The organism is Vibrio sp. 03-59-1, assembly GCF_013114135.1.
Taxonomy (GTDB): Bacteria; Pseudomonadota; Gammaproteobacteria; order Enterobacterales; family Vibrionaceae; genus Vibrio; species Vibrio cortegadensis.
The window spans coordinates 253,410-275,742 of record NZ_VTYA01000005.1 but is presented as its reverse complement, the minus strand read 5'-3'; the positions used below and the strand labels follow the sequence as shown (position 1 = coordinate 275,742).

General features: G+C 42.1%; 15 protein-coding genes and 1 riboswitch. Of the genes, 8 read left to right on the top strand and 7 right to left on the bottom strand.

All coding sequences use genetic code 11. The annotated features are described in order from the left end of the window. Both F0249_RS07485 and F0249_RS07480 read right to left on the bottom strand, forming a co-directional pair. Window positions 1-183, bottom strand: a 183-nt coding sequence (locus F0249_RS07485; RefSeq protein ID WP_171756258.1) for a helix-turn-helix domain-containing protein, incomplete at its 3' end; no start/stop codon positions are given. A gap of 365 nt (window positions 184-548) precedes the next feature. Then, window positions 549-1,829: a sodium:proton antiporter gene (locus tag F0249_RS07480; protein WP_136994215.1), complete on the bottom strand. Its 1,281-nt coding sequence runs from the start codon at window positions 1,827-1,829 to the stop codon at window positions 549-551. Window positions 1,830-2,019: 190 nt separating this feature from the next. Between F0249_RS07480 and metH the strand changes: the two genes are divergently transcribed. Then, complete coding sequence (gene metH / locus F0249_RS07475) at window positions 2,020-5,697, top strand: methionine synthase (RefSeq protein WP_136994214.1); 3,678 nt, start codon at window positions 2,020-2,022, stop codon at window positions 5,695-5,697. Between the two features lie 63 nt (window positions 5,698-5,760). On the opposite strand, the gene lysC is transcribed toward metH, so the two are convergent. Then, a complete protein-coding gene (lysC, locus tag F0249_RS07470; RefSeq protein WP_171756263.1) occupies window positions 5,761-7,134 on the bottom strand; it encodes a lysine-sensitive aspartokinase 3 in 1,374 nt (457 codons plus the stop codon). A 99-nt stretch (window positions 7,135-7,233) separates the two neighbouring features. Further along, window positions 7,234-7,410: riboswitch (Lysine riboswitch) on the bottom strand. A 165-nt stretch (window positions 7,411-7,575) separates the two neighbouring features. Here lysC and F0249_RS07465 point away from each other — a divergent pair. Next, entirely contained in the window at window positions 7,576-8,694 is a 1,119-nt protein-coding gene (locus F0249_RS07465) for an alanine--glyoxylate aminotransferase family protein (RefSeq protein WP_171756257.1), read from the top strand. A 57-nt stretch (window positions 8,695-8,751) separates the two neighbouring features. Here F0249_RS07465 and F0249_RS07460 read toward each other — a convergent pair whose 3' ends face one another. From F0249_RS07460 to F0249_RS07445, 4 genes are all read right to left on the bottom strand, one after another. Beyond that, a complete protein-coding gene (locus F0249_RS07460) occupies window positions 8,752-10,518 on the bottom strand; it encodes a PglL family O-oligosaccharyltransferase (RefSeq protein WP_171756256.1) in 1,767 nt (588 codons plus the stop codon). A gap of 91 nt (window positions 10,519-10,609) precedes the next feature. Further along, window positions 10,610-13,435: an excinuclease ABC subunit UvrA gene (gene uvrA / locus F0249_RS07455; RefSeq protein WP_171756255.1), complete on the bottom strand. Its 2,826-nt coding sequence runs from the start codon at window positions 13,433-13,435 to the stop codon at window positions 10,610-10,612. Window positions 13,436-13,575: 140 nt separating this feature from the next. Further along, window positions 13,576-14,448, bottom strand: a complete 873-nt coding sequence (gene galU, locus F0249_RS07450; protein WP_113799620.1) for a UTP--glucose-1-phosphate uridylyltransferase GalU — start codon at window positions 14,446-14,448, stop codon at window positions 13,576-13,578. A gap of 107 nt (window positions 14,449-14,555) precedes the next feature. Next, a complete protein-coding gene (locus tag F0249_RS07445) occupies window positions 14,556-15,206 on the bottom strand; it encodes a LuxR C-terminal-related transcriptional regulator (protein ID WP_136994211.1) in 651 nt (216 codons plus the stop codon). Window positions 15,207-15,479: 273 nt separating this feature from the next. Here F0249_RS07445 and F0249_RS07440 point away from each other — a divergent pair, with 273 nt between their 5' ends. The 6 genes from F0249_RS07440 (at window position 15,480) to mshL (ending at window position 22,332) form a co-directional block, all read left to right on the top strand. Further along, window positions 15,480-16,028, top strand: coding sequence for a single-stranded DNA-binding protein (locus F0249_RS07440; protein WP_017051191.1), 549 nt, complete (start codon window positions 15,480-15,482; stop codon window positions 16,026-16,028). A 195-nt stretch (window positions 16,029-16,223) separates the two neighbouring features. Next, complete coding sequence (gene csrD, locus F0249_RS07435) at window positions 16,224-18,218, top strand: RNase E specificity factor CsrD (protein WP_171756254.1); 1,995 nt, start codon at window positions 16,224-16,226, stop codon at window positions 18,216-18,218. A gap of 11 nt (window positions 18,219-18,229) precedes the next feature. Next, window positions 18,230-19,672 carry an MSHA biogenesis protein MshI gene (locus F0249_RS07430; protein ID WP_171756253.1) on the top strand — a complete coding sequence of 481 codons (1,443 nt, stop codon included), beginning with the start codon at window positions 18,230-18,232 and terminating at the stop codon, window positions 19,670-19,672. Window positions 19,673-19,707: 35 nt separating this feature from the next. Continuing rightward, entirely contained in the window at window positions 19,708-20,328 is a 621-nt protein-coding gene (locus F0249_RS07425) for a type 4a pilus biogenesis protein PilO (protein WP_136994218.1), read from the top strand. Then, window positions 20,321-20,647: an MSHA biogenesis protein MshK gene (locus F0249_RS07420; protein ID WP_113799608.1), complete on the top strand. Its 327-nt coding sequence runs from the start codon at window positions 20,321-20,323 to the stop codon at window positions 20,645-20,647. The genes F0249_RS07425 and F0249_RS07420 overlap by 8 nt, the downstream gene beginning before the upstream one ends. 35 nt (window positions 20,648-20,682) lie before the next feature. Further along, window positions 20,683-22,332 (top strand): pilus (MSHA type) biogenesis protein MshL, encoded by a 1,650-nt coding sequence (gene mshL, locus F0249_RS07415; protein WP_113799646.1) that lies wholly within the window; start codon window positions 20,683-20,685, stop codon window positions 22,330-22,332. Window position 22,333: the final 1 nt, after the last annotated feature.

Genomic DNA, 22,333 nt, shown 5'->3' with positions numbered 1-22,333 from the left:
TTCTTCCAAAAAAAGGCGAACCCATTTATTCACACTAGTACGACTGACTTGCAGGTCTTTCGCTATTTGAGTGCGGGATTTTCCTCGCTTAAAGTGCTCAAGAGTCAGTAATCGCATTTTCATTTGAATGGTTTTTTGTTGGCTCACAAGTTTTTTGAAATCAGTATTATCAAGGCTATCCATAGCAATAACCCGTAAGATGGCGACGCCCTAATTAGATCATATTTTTTCTCCAATTGGTATTAGGATGTTTCGAACGAGAAGTGATCCACGAAAAAACCATATGCTCAAGCAGGTAATAGATAGAATTAGGGTGGTAATGTTTATCAAAATGCTCAAGAGCCAGTAATCGTATTTTCATTTGAATGGTTTTTTGTTGGCTCACAAGTTTTTGAAGTCAGTATTATTAAGGCTATCCATCAATCGTTATTACAATAGTCTGGTAGCCTTAATTAGAGAATAAATTACAATTAGTGAATGTAGTGGAGTGTTTAAATTTATTCACGAACATGGTTTTTACAAAAGATCCAATCTCCATTGCATAATCATTACACGTTATTTTTCTCTTCTTTTTTCGCTTTCTCTATTAGTGGTGTAATCGTTGATCCCTGAATTAGAATTGAGAAAACAACAACGGCATATGTCATGACAAGTAGAATCTCTTTAACATCTATCATTTTATCTGGAATGACCATTACGCCCGATGGAATGGATAGTGCCATTGCAAGCGCAAGCCCTCCTCTGAGTCCACCCCAAGTCAGTATTTTTATCGACCATCGATTGTAAGTTCGAAAGCGACGAAAGCCTAAGTATGATATCCACACACTCAAATAACGACTGACAAGAACAAGTGGGATAGCGAATATCATTAAGAGCCAATCTTCTTGGTGAAATTCAAAAAGTAGCATCGACATACCAATTAATAGAAATAACACGCCGTTTAAAAACTCATCGACGAGTTCCCAAAAGTGATCGAGATGTTCTTCACTCTCTTTCGAAAAACCAATGTAGCGTGTCCAGTTGCCGATCATAATTCCAGAGACAACCATAGCAAGCGGCCCTGAAACGTGTATAACATCGGCAAATACATAGCCAGCCGTTGGGATGCCTATAGTCAGTAGCAGCTCCATAGAGTGATCATTAGTAGAACTGATGAGGTAGTGAAAAAGAAGACCTAAGGCGAAACCGTAGATTATGCCACCCAGCCCTTCTTGGATAAACAGCATGGTGACACTTCTAGCTGTTGGTTGTTCTGTGCCAAAAGCAATAGTGAATAAAGTGACAAAAATAACCAAACCAAAGCCATCATTGAACAGCGATTCGCCCTCGATCTGAGTTGATATCCGCTTTGGCGCATCAAGCTTTTTCACTATAGCTAACACAGCGATAGGGTCGGTTGGAGATATTAGTGATCCAAACAAGAGGCAGTAGACTAAGTCAAAATCAATTCCAAAGAGTTGACAGAATGTATATAGAATGAAGCCAATGAAAAATGTGGAGAATAATGTAGCACCTAACGCTAATGTCGTGATTTCCCACTTTTGATCTTTTAGATTCGGAAGTTTTATCCCCAAACCTCCTGCAAATAATAGAAAGCCTAAAATGCCCTTAAGTAGGAAATCTTCAAAGTTGATGGTTGCCATCGTATCTGTGGCGACTTCTGTTAATTGAAACCAATCATTTTGTCCTGCAATAATGATAAGCAAAGATAACATTAGAGCGCCAGCTGTTATGGCAATGGTGGTTTGCATCTTTCCTATCTTGCTGTTTATAAAAGCAATCATCATCGCAGCAGCGGATAAAAAGCAAAGAGTGTAATAGACAGACATTCACGGACCTATTTGTAACAAAATATGAATAATATTTTCAGCGGATAAAGCCCAAATAGCAAACAGTTTTTGTTAATGCTCTGTGAAGTTATTAGTTTCTTCTGAACAAGAATAAAGGAGTTATAGACGTCTAGATTTCTACTTTTTCTGTGATAGGATATTAGAACAACTAAAGGAATGAGGTGGTATTGTGGGAAGCAATATAAGAAAACAGATAGAAGCTCAACTTAAGCAGAGGATTTTGCTTATTGATGGTGGCATGGGAACTATGATCCAGGGCTACAAACTCGAAGAACAGGAGTATCGAGGGGAGCGTTTTTCTGAGTGGCATTGCGATCTGAAAGGAAATAATGACCTATTAGTACTTAGCCAACCTCAAATTATTAGTGAGATACATCATCAGTACCTAGAAGCGGGTGCTGATATTTTAGAAACTAATACCTTTAATGCGACGACCATTGCCATGGCTGACTATGACATGGAATCGCTGAGTCGAGATATTAACTTTGCTGCGGCTAAACTCGCTCGAACTGCAGCTGACGAATGGACTAAAAAGACACCTGATAAGCCGCGATACGTGGCAGGTGTATTAGGTCCAACTAACCGAACTTGTTCCATTTCGCCAGATGTGAACGATCCTGGCTACCGAAATGTTTCTTTTGATGAATTAGTAGAAGCTTACTCTGAATCGACGCTTGCCTTGATTGAGGGAGGGAGCGATCTCATCCTGATTGAAACTATATTTGATACTCTGAATGCTAAAGCATGTGCATTCGCGGTTGAAACGGTTTTTGATGAGTTAGGTTATTCGCTTCCTGTCATGATCTCAGGAACTATAACAGATGCATCTGGGCGTACTTTATCAGGACAAACTACAGAAGCTTTTTACAACGCACTAAGGCATGTACGACCTATATCGTTCGGTTTGAACTGTGCTTTGGGGCCAGATGAACTTCGCCCCTATGTTGATGAATTGTCGCGTATTTCTGAATGTAGTGTTTCTGCTCACCCTAACGCAGGCCTCCCTAATGCATTTGGCGAATATGATTTGTCACCAGAAGACATGGCTGAACATGTCAAAGAATGGGCTCAAAGTGGATTTTTGAACCTTATTGGTGGCTGTTGTGGCACAACGCCTGAACATATTCGTCAGATGGCTCAGGCTGTGGAAAATATTACGCCAAGAGCTTTGCCAGAGCTTCCTATTGCTTGTCGACTTTCTGGTTTAGAACCTTTAACTATTTCCAAAGAATCATTGTTTGTTAACGTTGGTGAGCGTACCAATGTTACGGGTTCTGCTCGCTTTAAACGTCTGATTAAAGAAGAACTTTATGATGAAGCTCTAAGTGTTGCGCAGGAACAAGTTGAAAATGGTGCCCAAATTATCGATATCAACATGGATGAAGGAATGCTTGATGCCGAAGCGTGTATGGTTCGCTTCCTTAATTTATGTGCTTCTGAGCCCGAGATATCCAAAGTCCCAGTGATGGTTGATTCCTCTAAATGGGAAGTGATTGAAGCCGGACTTAAATGCATTCAGGGTAAAGGTATTGTTAACTCGATCTCTCTTAAAGAGGGCAAAGAAAAGTTTGTAGAGCAAGCCAAGCTCGTTCGTCGCTATGGTGCTGCTGTGATTGTTATGGCATTTGATGAAGTTGGGCAGGCCGATACACGTGAACGTAAAATAGAAATTTGTACTAACGCCTATAACATTCTTGTCGATGAGGTTGGCTTTCCACCTGAAGACATTATATTCGATCCCAATATCTTTGCCGTTGCGACAGGGATTGATGAGCATAATAACTATGCGGTCGATTTCATTGAAGCGGTCGGTGATATCAAACGAACACTTCCTCATGCCATGATCTCTGGTGGTGTTTCAAACGTCTCATTTTCATTTCGCGGTAATAATTACGTTCGTGAAGCTATCCATGCTGTATTTCTATATCACTGTTTTAAAAATGGTATGGATATGGGAATTGTTAACGCAGGCCAGCTTGAGATTTACGACAATGTCCCTGAAGATTTACGCGAAGCAGTTGAAGATGTAGTCCTAAATAGAAGAGATGATTCGACAGAGCGTCTATTAGATATTGCGACAGAATACTTGGAGCGGGCTGTAGGAAAAGTTGAAGATAAGTCAGCACTTGAATGGCGAACTTGGCCTGTAGAGAAACGTTTAGAACACTCTTTAGTCAAGGGGATCACTGATTTTATTGTCGAAGATACTGAAGAAGCCCGAACAAATGCGAGTCGTCCTATTGAAGTGATAGAAGGCCCATTAATGGATGGGATGAACGTGGTTGGTGACCTCTTTGGTGAAGGGAAAATGTTCTTGCCTCAAGTGGTTAAGTCAGCCCGAGTGATGAAGCAAGCCGTTGCTCACTTAGAGCCTTTTATCAATGCATCAAAAGAAGCGGGAAGCACGAATGGTAAAATTCTTCTCGCAACTGTAAAAGGAGATGTTCACGATATCGGTAAAAACATTGTAGGGGTTGTGCTGCAGTGTAATAACTATGAAATTATCGATTTAGGAGTAATGGTTCCTTGCGAAAAAATACTGAAGGTCGCCAAAGAAGAGAATGTCGATATCATCGGATTATCAGGTTTGATCACGCCTTCGCTTGATGAGATGGTACACGTGGCAAAAGAGATGGAACGACAGGGATTTGATTTGCCACTATTGATTGGCGGTGCGACAACGTCAAAAGCACACACCGCAGTTAAAATTGAACAGAACTACAATCAGCCAGTTGTCTATGTCAACAACGCTTCTCGTGCGGTTGGGGTTTGTACTTCTTTACTCTCTAATGAACTAAAACCAGCCTTCATTGAAAAGCTTGATCTAGATTATGACCGAGTTCGAGACCAGCATAATCGCAAAACACCACGAACGAAACCTATTACACTTGAAGAAGCAAGAGCGAATCGAGTTGAGATTGATTGGCAAGCTTATACACCGCCAGCACCTAAAAAACCGGGAGTCCATATTTTTGATGATGTGGACATTGCCACACTGAAAGATTACATCGACTGGACGCCATTTTTTATGACGTGGTCATTGATGGGGAAATATCCTGCAATTCTTGATCATGAAGAAGTTGGTGAAGAAGCGAAGCGCTTGTATCAAGACGCGAATGAGTTACTTGATCGGGTAGAACGAGAAGGATTGCTCAAAGTTCGTGGTATGTGTGCACTTTTCCCTGCAAATAGTGTTGATGATGACATTGAAGTGTATTCAGATGAATCACGCACTGAAGTCTTAGATATCTTGCATAACTTACGTCAACAGACGGCTAAACCGAAAGGGTTTAACTACTGCCTGTCTGATTACATTGCACCAAAATCGAGTGGTAAAGCGGATTGGATTGGTGGCTTTGCGGTGACGGGTGGCATTGGGGAGCGTGAACTGGCTGACGATTATAAAGCTAAAGGCGATGATTATAATGCCATTATGATTCAAGCTGTGGCTGACCGTTTAGCTGAAGCTTTCGCTGAATATTTGCATGAGAAAGTACGTAAGGATATTTGGGGTTATGCGGTTGATGAGAATTTATCGAATGATGAATTGATCCGTGAAAAATACCAAGGGATCCGACCTGCTCCTGGTTATCCAGCATGTCCTGAACATACAGAAAAAGGGACATTATGGACGTTGATGAATGTAGAAGAAGCGATTGGTATGTCATTGACGTCTAGCTATGCAATGTGGCCGGGCGCGTCGGTTTCGGGAATGTATTTCTCACACCCTGATTCTCGCTATTTTGCGATTGCGCAGATCCAACAAGATCAAGTGGAAAGCTATGCCGATCGTAAAGGGTGGGATAAGTTGGAAGCCGAAAAATGGCTTGGGCCTAATATCAATTAGAAAAGTGTCTTAATAAAATGCCCGCTGATCATCAGCGGGCATTTTTGTTCGTGGTCGTATTAATTATGACTCTTCAAATAACTCTTGATGGAGTTTTTGAATGGCGCTTTTGGCAACCGACTCGTGGAGTAAGAAGCATAGATTATGCGGGCTGGCACCGTAACAAATCATGCGTAAATTAAAATCTTCCAGCGTGCTGAATACCTGTTTCGCGTATCCTTTACTTTCACTCATGTTATTACCAATAAGGGCAACAAGGCAGAGGTTGTGCTCTACATCGACGGTGCACAGTGCTTCAAGTTCTTGTTTTACAATGCTTGGTAATTGAGGTGCTCCGCCTGCGGTATCGGTTTGATCAAGAGTGAGAGAGACACTTACTTCAGATGTGGTGATTAAATCAACAGAGATTTTATGCTTAGCTAGAATCTGGAAAACATCGGCCAGAAAGCCGTAAGCATGAAACATGTTTGGGCTGCGCAGTGTCACCATGGTTTGATTGCAGCGTAACGCGAGAGCCCTAAAAAGAGGTGCGCTGGCGACCTCTTGACGAATCCATGTCCCTCCTTTCTCTGGTTCTTTTGAGGATCCAACAAAAACGGGGATCTGGTGTCGCAATGCAGGTAATAAAGTTGAAGGGTGGAGGATCTTGGCCCCAAAATTGGCCATTTCAGAGGCTTCACTAAAACTAATTTCTGGAATTGGGGAGGCTTTTTGCGCAATACGAGGATCTGTAGTGTAGATACCTGGGACATCTGTCCAAATTTCTAAACCTGATGCTGAAACTGCTTCAGCAATAAGAGCTGCACTATAATCACTGCCTCCTCTTCCAAGTGTAGTAGTTTGGCCGTTTGAGTCAGATCCAATGAAGCCTTGAGTGACAACAACATGTTCTTGGCAAAGAGGAGAGAGCTTCTTACTTGCGAGTGAGGAAATGATGTCTAATTGAGGTTCTGCTTTTCCAAACGCACTATTAGTTTTTAGTATTTCGCGAATGTCAAACCTTACTGCATGAATTCCACGCTCTCGCATTAGTTGAGTCAAAATGTGCGTCGACATTAACTCGCCACAAGCGACAAGACTATCGGTGAGTCTCGCGGAAGGCTGAGATGCCGATTCTTCAGCCAAACTTGCAACATCACTCAATATGGTATCGATTGATGGTTTAATCGACTGAGCGTCAGTTAATTGATTAAGTATTGCTTTGTGAATCTTATCAATCTTATTAATCAACTCTTGGCGACGTGTTGATTCGGTAACGCCATTCGCTAATTCAACTAATAGATTCGTCACGCCAGAACACGCACTGCTGACGATGAGTTTAGTGTTTGGGTTGTTTTCTACAACTGCAGCACAACGGCTCATTGCTTCAAAGTTAGCGACACTTGTCCCGCCAAATTTTGCAACGTTAAAGGAACCAGCTACATTCAATGTGCTCACGATATATCTCCCACGACTTCCTGATAAATAATTACGGATTGGTAATCCAACATCCAATGTTTGAAGAGAGAATTGAGCAGAGGCAATAATAGAATAGAACACCTCAGAAGCTCCTCATCAGATAGAACTGATGACAGTCGAAGGGATTCAGCCCGTTCAACCGACAACTCAAAGCCACAACTTTGAATTACCTCGGCATTGCTCCCCATGAATGGTTTGTATTGGAGTTGAGGCTCCACAAAACATCTGCCTGGGCAATGCTCCTCTTCTGCTAGATAGCTTAGACATTGAACGTTTTTAGGGAAGAAAAGTCAATTACTATGCATAAAATAAATTTAACATTTTTGTGACACTGGTTTGACCTCATACTTGAGTCGAATTGTTGTTCGCTGAAAATTCGATTAACCTATTCACTCATATAGCCATTCGCAAGGAGCGTTTATGCCAATTCAAAGTTTTTTTCCACCACATCGAACATTGATGGGGCCGGGACCATCGGATATCTCACCGCAGGTCTTACAAGCGCTTAGTCGTCCAACTGTTGGTCATCTTGACCCACTTTTTATTCAAATGATGGATGAACTTAAACAACTACTAAAGTATGCCTTTCAGACTGAAAATGAGTTCACTATTGCTGTTTCAGCTCCAGGTAGTGCGGGCATGGAAGCTTGCTTTGTTAACCTCATCGAGCCAGGCGATAAAGTGATTGTTTGCCGCAATGGAGTGTTTGGCGAACGAATGCGTGAAAATGTGATCCGTTGTGGTGGTGAAGTAGTCCTAGTGGACGATGAATGGGGTAAACTCGTTTCCATTGGTAAAGTTGAGCAGGCATTAGTTGAAAACCCGGATACGAAGGTTCTCGCTTTTGTCCATGCGGAAACGTCCACAGGAGCATTGAGTGATGCTCAAGCGTTAGGTAAGTTAGCAAAAGATTACGGTGCTTTAACGATTGTCGATGCTGTTACCTCTTTAGGTGGTGTGCCTTTGCTGGTGGATGAATGGCAGTTAGACGCGGTTTATTCAGGAAGCCAAAAGTGTCTGTCTTGTGTTCCTGGCCTATCCCCTCTGACTTTCTCTGCTAAAGCCATTGAAAAAATTGAATCGAGATCAACGCCGATTCAGAGTTGGTTTCTTGATCAAAGTTTAGTGTTGGGCTATTGGAGCGGAGAAGGAAAACGTAGCTATCACCACACGGCACCTGTCAATAGTTTGTATGCACTGCATGAAGCGTTAGTGTTGCTACAAAATGAAGGACTTGAGCAAGCTTGGAAGCGTCATAAACAGATGCATGAAAAACTGAAAATTGGCCTTGAGCGACTGGGTTTCACCTTTGTGGTTGATGAAGCGAGCAGATTACCTCAGCTTAATGCCGTGTTTATCCCAGAAGGTATTGATGAAGCGGCGGTTCGAGGGCATTTATTGAATGAGTATAACCTTGAGATTGGTGCTGGCCTTGGCGCTTTGGCGGGTAAAGCTTGGCGAATTGGTTTGATGGGTTATGCTGCACGCAATGAAAATGTGTCGTTATGCTTACGAGCGTTAGAAGAGTCGCTGACTTAAGCTGTATTGAGTTAGTGCGATTTAAAATGGCGAGCTATTAACTCGCCATTTTTGTGTCTATTGTTTCGCTGCAGGAGATTGAGAGACGGCTGACGATGGCGGAGTGTATTGAACCTTCGAGAAGTCTTTATTTGGAAACAAGAAACGAGCTTCAGCCCTGACTTGCTCAGCTCTACTTGGGTCGCTAAGCCCCTGATAAGCCAAAATAAGATTGCTGTAGAAAGCTGGACGCGGCTTGGTTTTAATAATATCTAAAGACCAAGATACATATGGTTTTATCAAAGCTGAATCTTCTGTGTATAACCCAATATTGAGATAAGTGCTGTAAACATCCCAATCAAAACGGTCCTTCCAAACTACGGGGTTTGTGACTTGCTTTAAAATATCAGGATCTTTGGGAGCTGAACGTTCAAATTGAGTCAGTATGTAGTTAGTGTGCAAAGCACTGAGCATATAAAAACTGGTCAGAATTGGGATAACCAAGCTCAAGACTCTGAATAATGTTTTACTGATTACTGAAAAAGGCTGAGTTTTATATTTGGATACGCGTTGATCAACCCAAAAAATGAGAATAATGAAAATCAGCCAATGCGCGGCTGAATGGTAAAACGGATATTCTAGCTGGGAGTGCAATACAATGGGAATAAATAGTGCGAACAGTGCCAGCCTTGTGCCTCGTTTTGCCGTATAAATTCGTGACAACACAAGCATTGCGGCAAGTAAAATACCAATAACTGGAACAACGCCACCTTCGACACCCCATAATAATAGTTCATTATGAGGGTGATCCATCGCTGGCAGGCCAGGAGCATAACCTTTGTTTAATTGATGCTGCCTTGCGGTATACAAAATATATTGGGATTCAAACTCACCATAGCCGTAACCAGTGAATGGCTTCTCTATCACCATATCGAGTGCTTGCGGAAAAATATAAGTTCTTGCTGTTTCTAAATCTGCTTTTGCGGTGATTACATCTCCAGTATCTTCAGACTGAATTAGCATTACACCGAGAACAAGGCCAATCAATACGGATATGCACCAACCAACGCAGCGTTTTAATGTGGAGAAGCGGTAAAGATAGGGAAGAATACATATCGTTCCGACAATTGCGCCTAACCAGCCAGTTCTTGACGCCAGTGCAATGAGTAGAGGAACGGTTAAAGACGGAACAATATAAAGCAGAGCGACTTCATTTAGTTTTTTGTTGTACTTGTGTGGCTGCGTAGTAATAAGGTAACCAGATAGAATCAGCCCTGTAGCCAGAAAACTGGCCATAACATTGGGTTGCTGGAAAATACCATATGGACGATTCGATAGAGTGTTATAACCAAAGATATTTCCCGGTTCTAACAGAAGGTATTGGTATAACCCAAAAATAGATTGGATCACGACAGCAAGAACGATAAGCCAGAGCAGTCGCTGTTTATGACGATTACTAAACATGAATTGCTGTAAGATCACAAAAAATATGAAGCCAGCCCAAAGGCCAAGTAAGCGATTACTAACACTTTCAATATTCGCATTGAGATAAAAGATAGGCACGGTTAGCAGAATGCAGCAAACAAACAAGCCAATGGTTAGCTTTGAATACCTTAGGACTCGATTGGTCGCAAGTTGGTAGAGCCCAATGGCCATGCTGAAACTAAACGCTATCCATGTGGTCGGGTTGAAAGATAGTGCTAACCCCGAACCTCCAGGGTTTGGCATGAAAAAGTGCATTGCCAATAAGAAAACGACACCTAGGGAGAGTGTGAAGATACGGTTCAAAGGAGCATTGACCATTTTCGTTTCTAATTGTGTTCCGCCTACATGCAATGTGGCCATAATGCTTTTATTCCAATCAATAAGAAGAAACCAACCGTCGCTTACTTATTATTAAGATAAGCGACTATTGCTCTTACTTTACCGTTTTTTTCTATTTCAACATAGGCTTAAGAAAGCGTGCAGTGTGTGAACCTTCGACTAGGGCGACATTTTCAGGTGTGCCTTCTGCAACAATTTCTCCGCCGCCTTGGCCGCCTTCAGGTCCAAGATCGACAACCCAGTCAGCAGTTTTTACCACATCTAAGTTATGCTCAATGACTACTACCGTATTACCTCGGTCTCTAAGGCGATGTAAAACGGTCAATAGTTGTTGAATATCATGAAAATGAAGGCCTGTTGTTGGCTCATCAAGAATATAGAGTGTTTTACCTGTATCTCGTTTAGAAAGTTCACGGGCTAGCTTGATACGCTGTGCTTCACCGCCAGACAGTGTCGTTGCCGCTTGGCCTAATCGAATGTAAGACAAACCAACATCCATTAGCGTTTGCAGTTTACGAGCAATAACGGGTACGGGTTCAAAGAACTCGCGTGAATCTTCAACCGTCATATTGAGCACTTCATCGATGCTCTTTCCTTTATATCTAACTTCCAGAGTTTCTCGGTTGTAGCGTTTACCGTTGCATATATCACAAGGAACATAGACATCAGGTAAAAAGTGCATCTCGACTTTGATAACGCCATCGCCCTGACATGCTTCGCAGCGACCGCCTCGGACATTAAAACTGAACCGTCCGGGCTTATACCCTCGGGAACGTGATTCTTGAGTCCCTGCGAACAGTTCTCGAATTGGGGTAAAGATCCCCGTATAAGTCGCAGGGTTAGATCGAGGCGTTCTTCCTATTGGGCTTTGATCAATATCGATGACTTTGTCGAAGTGTTCCAGCCCTACAATTTTCTTATAAGGCGATGGAACAGCCGTTGTTGCGCCATTTAATTGCGTGTGGGCGATTTTAAAGAAAGTATCATTGATTAGCGTTGATTTACCTGATCCTGAAACACCAGTAATACAAGTGAATAAGCCAGCTGGGATGGAGAGATCGACAGATTTTAGATTGTTCCCCGTAGCCCCTAAAAGTTGAACGGTTTTCTTAGGATCCATTGGTGTTCTTTCTACTGGTATAGGGATCTCTTTAACACCGCTGAGATATTGGCCTGTGAGAGAATTTGGGTTGGCAATGATCTCATCCATCGTGCCTTCTGCAACCACTTGTCCGCCATGAACACCAGCTCCAGGGCCGATATCAATGACATGATCAGCGCATCTAATTGCATCTTCATCATGCTCAACCACAATCACGGTATTACCTAGATCTCGTAAGTGAACCAGAGTTTTTAACAGACGTTCATTGTCTCGTTGATGTAGTCCAATAGAAGGCTCATCGAGAACATACATGACGCCCATTAATCCGGCACCAATTTGACTTGCAAGACGAATACGCTGTGCTTCACCACCAGATAATGTTTCAGAGCTACGAGAAAGGTTCAGATAATTTAAACCGACATTGACTAAGAAATGCAGGCGGTCGTTGATCTCTTTCATCACCTTATCTGCAATTTGAGCTCGTTGACCAGTGAGTGAAAGGTTTTGGAAAAAGTCCATCGCTTCGCTGATACTCATCTCAACGATTTCTGGCAGGGGAGTATCATTTAAGAATACATTACGCGCTTCAACTCTTAAGCGAGTGCCATGACAGCTTGAGCATGACTTGGTGGAGATGTATTTCGCGAGATCTTCACGAACCGAGTTGGATTCAGTATCGCGATATCGGCGCTCAAGTGTATTGAGTATGCCTTCAAAAGGATGGCGTTTTACTCGAATATCGCCTCGATCGTTGATGTACTTAAACTCGACTTCAGTGCGACCGGAACCTGACAAAATAATATCGCGAGTTTTCTTTGGCAGGCTTTTAAATGGAGCAAAGAGATCAAAGCCAAAGTGTTCTGCGAGAGAGTTCAGCATTTGGAAGTAGTAATAGTTTTTCTGATCCCAACCTTTTATCGCACCTTCGGCAATACTTAAGCTGTCATCTAAGATCACCCTGCTAGGATCAAAATATTGTTGTACGCCTAATCCGTCACAAGTCGCACATGCCCCTGCGGGGTTATTAAAAGAGAATAAGCGGGGTTCAAGCTCTTGCATGCTATAACCGCATTGAGAGCAGGCAAAGTTAGCAGAGAAAACAATATCTTCTTGAGTATCGTCATCCATCCAAGACACGGCAACAATACCGCCAGAAAGCTCCAATGCTGTTTCGAAAGATTCCGCTAAACGTTGCTTAAGATCATCACGAACTTTAAAGCGATCAACGACCACTTCAATGGTGTGCTTTTTATGGAGCTCCAGCGTTGGAGGATCGGTAAGATCACAAGTTTCACCATCGATACGAGCACGAATAAATCCTTGAGCAGCTAAGTTTTCCAATGTTTTTACATGCTCGCCTTTTCGCTCCTTTATGATAGGTGCAAGCAGCATCATTTTTGAACCTGATGGAAGCTCCAATACTTTGTCGACCATTTGACTGATGGTCTGTGCCGCTAGTGGTGTTTTATGTTCAGGGCAGCGAGGCTCACCCACACGAGCGTATAGAAGACGTAAGTAATCATAAACTTCGGTAATGGTACCGACAGTTGAACGAGGATTATGGCTGGTGGATTTTTGCTCGATAGAGATGGCTGGAGATAAACCCTCAATATGATCGACATCCGGCTTCTCCATCAAAGAGAGAAACTGGCGAGCATACGCAGACAAAGATTCTACATAGCGCCGCTGGCCTTCCGCATACAAGGTATCAAAAGCGAGTGACGATTTACCCGATCCTGATAACCCAGTAATTACGATTAACTTATCTCGCGGAATAGTAAGATTAATATCTTTAAGGTTATGAGTGCGGGCGCCTCGAATTTCAATTTTGTCCATCTTGAATGCTCATGTAATACCAAGTGAAGCAAGTATTACATAGTGTGAGATTTGTGCAAAGTTTTACTGGATAAAAAAACAGTATCTAAAAACAAATAATGCGGCATAAAAGCCGCATTATTTAGAATCAAATGGAGAGGTTAATCTTCTTTTTTCGTCGAGTGTTTATCCAGCTCTACTTTTTGAATGTCTTTCTTATATTGATGTTCAAAACAGTAGTTGGTTGCTTCAATATAGCCTTCTACACTACCGCAATCAAATCGTTTACCTTTGAATTTGTAGGCAAGTACGCATCCAGCTTTCGCTTGCTTAAGTAGAGCGTCGGTGATTTGAATTTCGCCGCCTTTACCTGGTTCGGTTTGCTCAATCAATTCGAAAATATCTGGAGTTAAGATGTAGCGGCCAATAATTGCTAGGTTGCTTGGTGCGGTGCCTTGTTCTGGTTTTTCAACCATATCATCAACACGGAAAAGATCATCTTTGATCATTTCACCTGAGATCACACCATACTTGTGTGTTTCATCTTCTGGCACTTCTTGGACGGCAACGATAGAGCAACGGAACTGCTTATATAGCGCAACCATTTGAGCTAGAACACCTTGATCTTCATTTACACATAGATCATCAGCAAGCACGACAGCAAAAGGTTCATCGCCGACTAACTCACGGCCAGTCAGGATCGCATGACCTAAGCCTTTCATTTCACGCTGACGGATGTAAGTGAAGTTTGCAGATTCGATCGTCTCACGAATATTAATTAACAGCTCTTCTTTGTTAGTGCCGCTAATCTGATGCTCTAATTCATAGTTTTTATCAAAGTGATCCATGATCGAGTGCTTGCCACGTCCTGTAACAATACACATCCCCGTCATTCCTGCTTGTATTGCTTCTTCAACGCCATACTCAATGAGTGGTTTATTGACCACTGGCATCATCTCTTTAGGCATTGATTTTGTTGCAGGTAAAAAACGAGTGCCGTAACCCGCTGCCGGAAATAGGCATTTCTTGATCATGGTAAAACCCTTTATCTGTAAGATTATATATTTTGGCCAACTGTAGCATGAATTGATATCTGAAATATGACGCTATCTAGAATTTGCTAACTCATAAGTGAGAATCTTTAGCATGATAAAAGATTTTGGTTGGCCCAGGCTATAGCTTGGACTCTATTTCTAACCGAGAGCTTTTTAAATATTTGATAAACGTGTGACTTTACGGTGTATTCACTAATAAAAAGGTCATCTGCAATTTGAGTATTTGATGAACCAGACTGTAAGCAACGTAGAATTTGAAGCTCTCTTAACGTTAGATCGACAGAGACTGGAGTGGTGTGAGAATGAACCATATGGCGATAGTAGTGTAGAAGTTGACTGCTCACTTTTCTTGGTAACCAATTTTGACCATTGATAATTTCGCCAAGACCTTGGGCTATTATTTTAGGATCATCATTTTTATAGAATACGCCCTTAAGGCTGCCAAAAGTGAGCAGCTCATCGGTCGTTAAGCGTTTCTCAACATTAATCAAAATAGTTTCGAAATTCTTGTTGGTTAATGGTAAACCCTGAACTTGTTGGGTAATTTGACGATGGGTTTGATAATCCAATAATAGAATCTTATGTTTATGGCTTTGAAAAGCTTCCATAAGCTCAATGGGGGAGATTCGTGGGATCGTCAACCTCAACTTCTGTGCTATGAGGTCAACATCTGGATGAATAAGTGTTGGCTCAAGGCATAGGAAGTAGATCGTTCTGGTGTAGCTGGTATTTTTCATAGGGAGCCTCCTGTTGACTTGTTTAAACAGTGGCACTTTTGATTTATGTGTTCTATTGCTTATATTCTGGTTTGCGTTAGGCTTCAAATTGATAAGTAACTAAGCGATTTGTTAGCAGGCAAAAAAGTAAGATTGCTCCGAAACTCAGCGACTTGATGGCGGCAAAATCAAATCAAACCGGGAAGTTTAAGCTTTGAGATTTGTCCTAGGGGTAAAGCGTGTTATTCTTGTGGGCTGAATTTTTAATACGTATGAATCTAGACGGAGCAAAACATGGCCAGCCGTGGAGTAAACAAAGTAATCTTAGTGGGCAACCTAGGTAATGACCCTGAAATTCGTTATATGCCAAATGGTAGTGCAGTAGCGAATATCACCATTGCAACGTCTGAATCATGGCGTGATAAAGCAACAGGCGAGCCGCGTGAAAAAACAGAATGGCACCGTGTTGCATTATTTGGAAAGCTTGCGGAAGTAGCAGGTGAGTACTTACGTAAAGGCTCACAGGTTTACATTGAAGGTCAATTACAGACTCGTAAATGGCAAGATCAAAGTGGACAAGACCGCTACACAACAGAAGTGGTTGTACAGGGCTTTAACGGCGTAATGCAAATGCTTGGTGGCCGTGGTCAAGGTGGCGCTCCTGCACAAGGTGGTCAGCAACAACAAGGTGGATGGGGACAGCCTCAGCAACCTCAACAACAGGCACCGCAGCAGCAAGCTCCACAAGCACAACAGCAACGTGCACCGCAGCAAGCGCCACAACAAGCTCAGCCTCAGTACAATGAGCCACCAATGGATTTCGATGACGACATTCCGTTCTAAACAGAACGGACGCTAAATCGTATTAGATAAAGTGGGTTCACCTGCATTTATGAAATAAAAAACCGCGCATGTCGCGGTTTTTTTCATTTTCTAGAGAGTTAGCGAATTCTGTTTCTAATTCATCGTTTACAATATTATTAAGATAATTATTTGTGTGGATTGATAATAAGTGAATAAAACAGGGATTCTGTATTCATGAGGTATACCCCTACTCTCAAGTTAAGTACTCGCTTAGTTGCTTTTGTGACGGTCATTGTGATCAGCGCAATGTTCATCCTGTTTATTGGTGGCACATTATCATTTAAACGTATTGGTCAAGATTATCTTAATCACTACCTTGAAGGTATTGTTGAGGTTGTAGATAAAGAGATGGAATCACCCGATGCTGCATATTCAATGCAGGGGTGGATGCCCAAAATGTTACAAGCATCTAATATTGTCGAGATGCAACTCTCCTCTTCTGCTGGTGTTGTTTACCGCTTTCGGGATACCTCCCCACAAGTCGCCGCCGATCGCCTCCATGAGCGTACATTTCAGTTGAAACGAAGCCCCGGTTATAGCATTACCTTTAAAGCGCTTCCTCCGTATCTTGGTCATAGTTATTCATTTGAAGCGATGTGGTCGATTACCTTAGCGGTGGGATTAGTTATATTTTGTCTGATCCGTGGCGTTCATTGGCTGAAAGCGCAGTTAGTAGGATCTGAGTTATTAGAAGAGAGAGGGCGAATGATCCTTGCCGGTCGTGTGGAAGAGCACGCAAAAGGTGACCATAAAGAGTGGCCTTATACTGCAAGCGAAGCTCTGGATGTTTTAATTGAAGAGTTACAAGATGCTCGGCAAGAGCGCAGTCGTTTTGATACCTTTATTCGAACTCAAACCTTCTTAGACAAACTGACTGGAACGGCAAATAGAGTACTTTTTGACAGTAAGTTAGAATCAGCACTGCACGAGAGTGGCGCTCGTGGCGGGGTGCTACTCATTCGCATCGAGGAGTGGGAGCAGGTACTTGAAGAGAACGAAAAAGAGGTATGTGATAATTTTATTATTGACGTCGGTAACGTACTTTCAAATATTGTCCAGCGTTTCCCTGATGTTATATTTTCTCGTTATTACGATGCTGATTTTGCCATATTAATTCCGCAAAAAGGTCTGAAAGAGATCTCCGTTGTCGCATCGCAGTGTATTCGTCAGCTAGAAAAAATCACACCACCAGAGCCATTAGAAACTGAAAACTGGTGTCATATTGGCGTGTCTATGTACATCGACGGTGAGCGACATAGCCAGATTATGGATGAAGCGGAAACCGCATTAAAAGGCGCTCAACTGCAACGAATTAATAACTGGAGTCGATTTAAAAAGCAAACTCAAGTTGAAGAAGAGAGAGGAAGTGTTCGTTGGAGAACCTTGTTTGACAAAGCTTTGTTACCTGAAAATCTTCATTTATTTAAGCAAGCTTGCTTCTTAAAATCAGATTCAGGTAAACAGGAGTTGCTGCATCATGAAATTTACTCCCGTATCACCGATCCTGAAAAAGGGATAATTAAGACCTCTCGTTTTATTGCTGCAATCGAATTAGTGGGCTATGAACAGCAAATGGATCAAGCAGTTATTACCTCAATAGTCAATTTTTTGAAAGCGTCAAAGGACCCAGTATGCTACTCTATTAACCTGAATGTAGTTCCATTTTCAAATAAACAGTATTTCAAGTGGTTTAGATATGAGCTATTACAACTCCCGACAGAGTTACGAAGTTCATTGAGTTTTGAGTTTGCTGAAGGTCGGCTTGTAAAGCATTTAGATTATATGCGACCAGTTGTTAAAATGTTATCTGGTTTAGGGTGTAAAATCATCGTCGGCCAAGCGGGTCGAACGATTGTGAGCACTCATTATATTAAAGATCTCAATGTCGATTACCTTAAACTACATCGAAGCCTCATCAAGAAAATAGATCAAAGACATGAAAACCAACTCTTCGTTAGAAGTATGATTGGCGCTTGTGCTGACACCAATGCTCAAGTTATTGCCGTTGGCGTCGAAAATAAACAAGAGTGGCAAACATTAGGTGAGCTAGGTGTGCATGGATTACAAGGACGCTATGTTGGTGTTGAAGAGTCTTTAATGCCCGCTAAAAGCGTTAAAAATGACACGACAGTTAAACCTGGTAGACGAAATCGTTGGCGACAGAAGTAACAGTATTCGATATGAAATTAAAGTCCTTATTAGAAAAATTTAGACCTGCTGCAGTTAATGAAAATCAGCTCTTTGCTGTCATTCAACCTGATGCAATTTATTTCTCAGCAGGCTCAAGCTCTGCCGCATCAGCGATCATCCCAATTGAAGGTTCAAATTGGGAAGGGGCATTTGAAAAAGCGCTTAAGCAAGTTGAGTTATCTGATGCCCCATTAAATGTGGTACTTAATGCGAATCACTATCAAACCTATCAAATAGAAAAACCAGAACTTCCTAAAGAAGAGTGGCCTGTTGCACTGCCATTTTTATTGAAAGAGCTTATCACTGAGCGAGTTACAGATATTGTAACGGATGCCATTGCTCTACCGACTGGCAACAAAGTGCAAGCTTATGTGTTGTCTAAAAAGTTACTGGACCGCTTGCTTGCATTGATTAACGCAGCAGGAGGAACGCTCAATGCGGTACTCCCTGAAGATGAATTATGGGGACACTCTGCGGGTGAGCTAGAAAACTTCATGCTTTTGCAGCGAAGTAAAAAAGGCAACTTTAAGATAGGTGCTTTTGTTAATCAGACGGTCTGTTTCCAGCGAACGATTCGAAGTGTGGCTCCGACATTAACGGGAGCGGCTTCTAGTTCTCTTCAGCTTGACGGTTTAGCTTTAGAGTTACAGCGTTCGATTGACTACTTGTCATCACAGCTGAAAGGTACTCAGCTCCATCAGTTAAAAGTATGTTGTGATGATGAAGATGAGGAGGAGCTTGCTCGAGAGCTTAACGATCGCTTAAGTGCTAAGGTTTCTCGCCTTATTGAGGGAGAGCAAGAGCTATCTGGCCACATCATTGAGCGCATTGCAACTCAGCTAAAAGGGTTCTCTGTAAACCTTTATCCAACTCACCTCAAGCCGAAAAAAGAGTATTTCAGCCTTGCTAACGTTGTCGGAACTTGGTGTGTTATCTCCGCTATTATGCTTGGAACATATGGCTACTATCGCTATGAAATCTCAACGTTGGAAGTTGAACTCGCTCAACAGCAGCAGCAAGCCGCGCAACTCAATAAACAAACCACTGAGCTTAAGAAAAAGCTTGAGCGTCATGTGCCCACACCCGAAAAAATCGCGGCTATTAATCGTTTAAAAGCTGAAATTTCTGCGAAACAAAGTTCTCTATCTGCGGTTGGAGAGTATGACCAATCGCAACAAGTAGGATACTCAGGAGTGATGAGCGCACTGGCAACATTAGGTCGCCGAGATATATCACTAAGTCATATTACCATTAATGCTAACACCCTAGATTTAAAAGGTGTCGCGAGAAATGCCAGCGTGATTCCAAACTGGATCAGTCAGTTCAAACATGAATTGAATTTGGTTGGACGTACCTTTGATAAACTTAAAATTGGTAGAAACGAACAAGATATTGTGACATTTGAATTGCATACTCGTGGAGGCACTAAATAGTGAAGCAACAATGGCTACTCCTAAACGATAAATTCATGGCGTTAAGCTCGCGTGAAAAGTGGTTGATTTTACTGTGTGGCGCGGTGGGTTTCTTCTTTGTGTTTCTGACTTTTCTAGTGGAACCTAGCCTCCAAGATTATAATAATTCAAAAAATCAGCTACGCCAGATAAAGCAAAACAATCAACTTGCTGAGAGTGAGTTAATGGTTTTAACCGCGAAATTAAGTAAAGATCCGGATCAAGAGATTGATAAAGAATATCAAAGCTTAATTGTTCAAAGTCAGGAGCTCTCTCTTCAATTATCTGAAATTATAGAAAGCTTAGTTGCGCCAACCCAAATGTCTCATTTATTGGAAAGTGTTTTAGTGAGTGGTAAAGATCTTAAGCTAATCTCGCTGGAATCACTAAATGCAGAACCAATTGTCAAAAATAACGATCAAAGTGAAGGCCATTACTCTGGCTACTTTGTACATCCTGTTCGGATAGAACTGACAGGAAACTATTTTGCGATAGAAAAGTATCTAAATGCTCTAGAAAACTTACCCGTAAAATATTACTGGAGACACTTTAACTACTCTGTAGAGAAGTACCCAGAAGCTCGTTTGATCTTAGAAGTTTACACATTGGGGACTAGGCAGGAGTTTATCGGTGGTTAAATCTATCATTGTATGTCTTATGGGCATTTCATTATCTGCTTTTGCTGCTCAAGATCCAACGGCTCCACTTGGTTGGATGGCACCAGCAGATAAGGTTGTTAAGAAAAAGAGGGTGCTCACATATCGTTTACCGACACTTCAAAGTATTGTGTGTAAAGATGAGGCTCCATGCTATGCCATCCTTAATGATCAAGTGGTCACTCAAGGAAATACAATTCGTGGTTACCGAGTGAAGCAGGTAAATGCAGAAGATGTCACTCTTCAACGTGGTAGCAAAACTTGGAAGTTAGAACTTTTCTCTCTAAATATTAAGCACTAAATATGAATCAGAACAAAAAAGGTTTGAGTGAGAATATGCGAAAAATCGTATTAGGAATTGTAGTGGCATCATTGGCTGGCTGTTCAATGGGGCATAGAGATCCTGTTGAAGTGAAACAAGCGCTGAATGAAGCGATTAATGAATCCAATAGTCGCAATTTGGAAGAGTTGCCTGATTCTGTTCAAGATGACCTCATGCCTGATCTGAATAACTCAGCGTTAGCGATTGGCGGACCAGTAAAACGTTTCCGAATTCAAGCTGATAATGTTGATGCCAAGGCCTTTTTTACTAGTTTAGTTAAGGGTACAGAGTTTAGTGCTGCTATTCACCCTAGCGTTAATGGCCGAATTACGGTAAACCTGACCGATGTCACACTGGATGAAGTGTTAAACGTTGTTCGCGATATGTATGGCTATGATGTTGAAAAGCAAGGCAAGGTACTTCAAGTATTTCCTGCTGGCCTGCGTTCAGTGACGATCCCTGTGGATTACTTGCAAATGAAACGTGCGGGTAGTTCATTAACTTCAATAAAAACAGGTTCAATTACTGAGAATGGCTCAAGTTCTTCTGGCAGTTCTTCTGATTCATCAAGCTCAGATTCATCAAGTTCAAGCTCAACAACAAGTGGTGGAACTGAAATTGAAACCACAAGTGAAAGCGATTTTTGGCCTCAGCTGGAAAAAGCCGTAGCTCAATTAATCGGTTCAGGTGACGGGCAAAGCGTGGTTGTTACACCGCAAGCCAGTGTGATCACCGTTCGCGCTTACCCTGATGAAATTCGTGAAGTGAGACAGTTCCTAAATATTTCACAACAGCGTTTGCACCGTCAGGTTATTCTGGAAACTAAAGTTCTAGAAGTCACGTTAAGTGATGGATATCAGCAAGGTATCAACTGGAATAAGATGTTCTCTTCAAACGGGACAAATTACAGTATTGGTACCGGAACGATTACTAAGAATGCGGCCGGTTCAATTGTTCCTGGTGCTTTACCTGGTTTAGATTCTATTGGTTCTTTGTTAGGTGGGCAGTCAAACATTGTCGTTTCTAGCGGTAGCTTCGAAGCTGTATTGAGCTTTATGGACACTCAGGGTGATTTGAATGTGCTTTCTAGCCCGCGAGTCACGGCGGCTAATAATCAAAAAGCGGTGATTAAAGTCGGTACCGATCAATACTATGTGACCGAACTTTCGAGTAATGCGGGCAGTGGTGAGAACTCTCAGGCAGTACCTGAAGTCACGTTGACGCCATTCTTTTCTGGCATATCTTTAGATGTAACGCCGCAGATTGATGATAAAGGCAATGTGCTACTGCATGTACACCCCGCGGTTATAGATGTGGAAGAGGAAAATAAAGTGCTTAACCTCGGTGGCGACTTTAACGATATTCTTCTGCCGCTAGCAAAAAGTTCAATTCGTGAGTCAGATTCAGTGATCCGTGCTCGTGATGGTGATGTTGTGGTTATCGGCGGTTTAATGAAATCAGCCACTGTCGATCAAGTCTCGCAAGTTCCATTCTTAGGTGATATTCCAGCTCTTGGTCACCTATTTCGCAACACATCAAAAATTTCTAGAAAAACAGAGTTAGTGATCTTATTGAAACCGACAGTCGTCGGTGTTAATTCTTGGCAGAAAGAGCTAGAGCGTTCACGCGATTTACTTCAAGAATGGTTCCCTGACGAAGAATAAC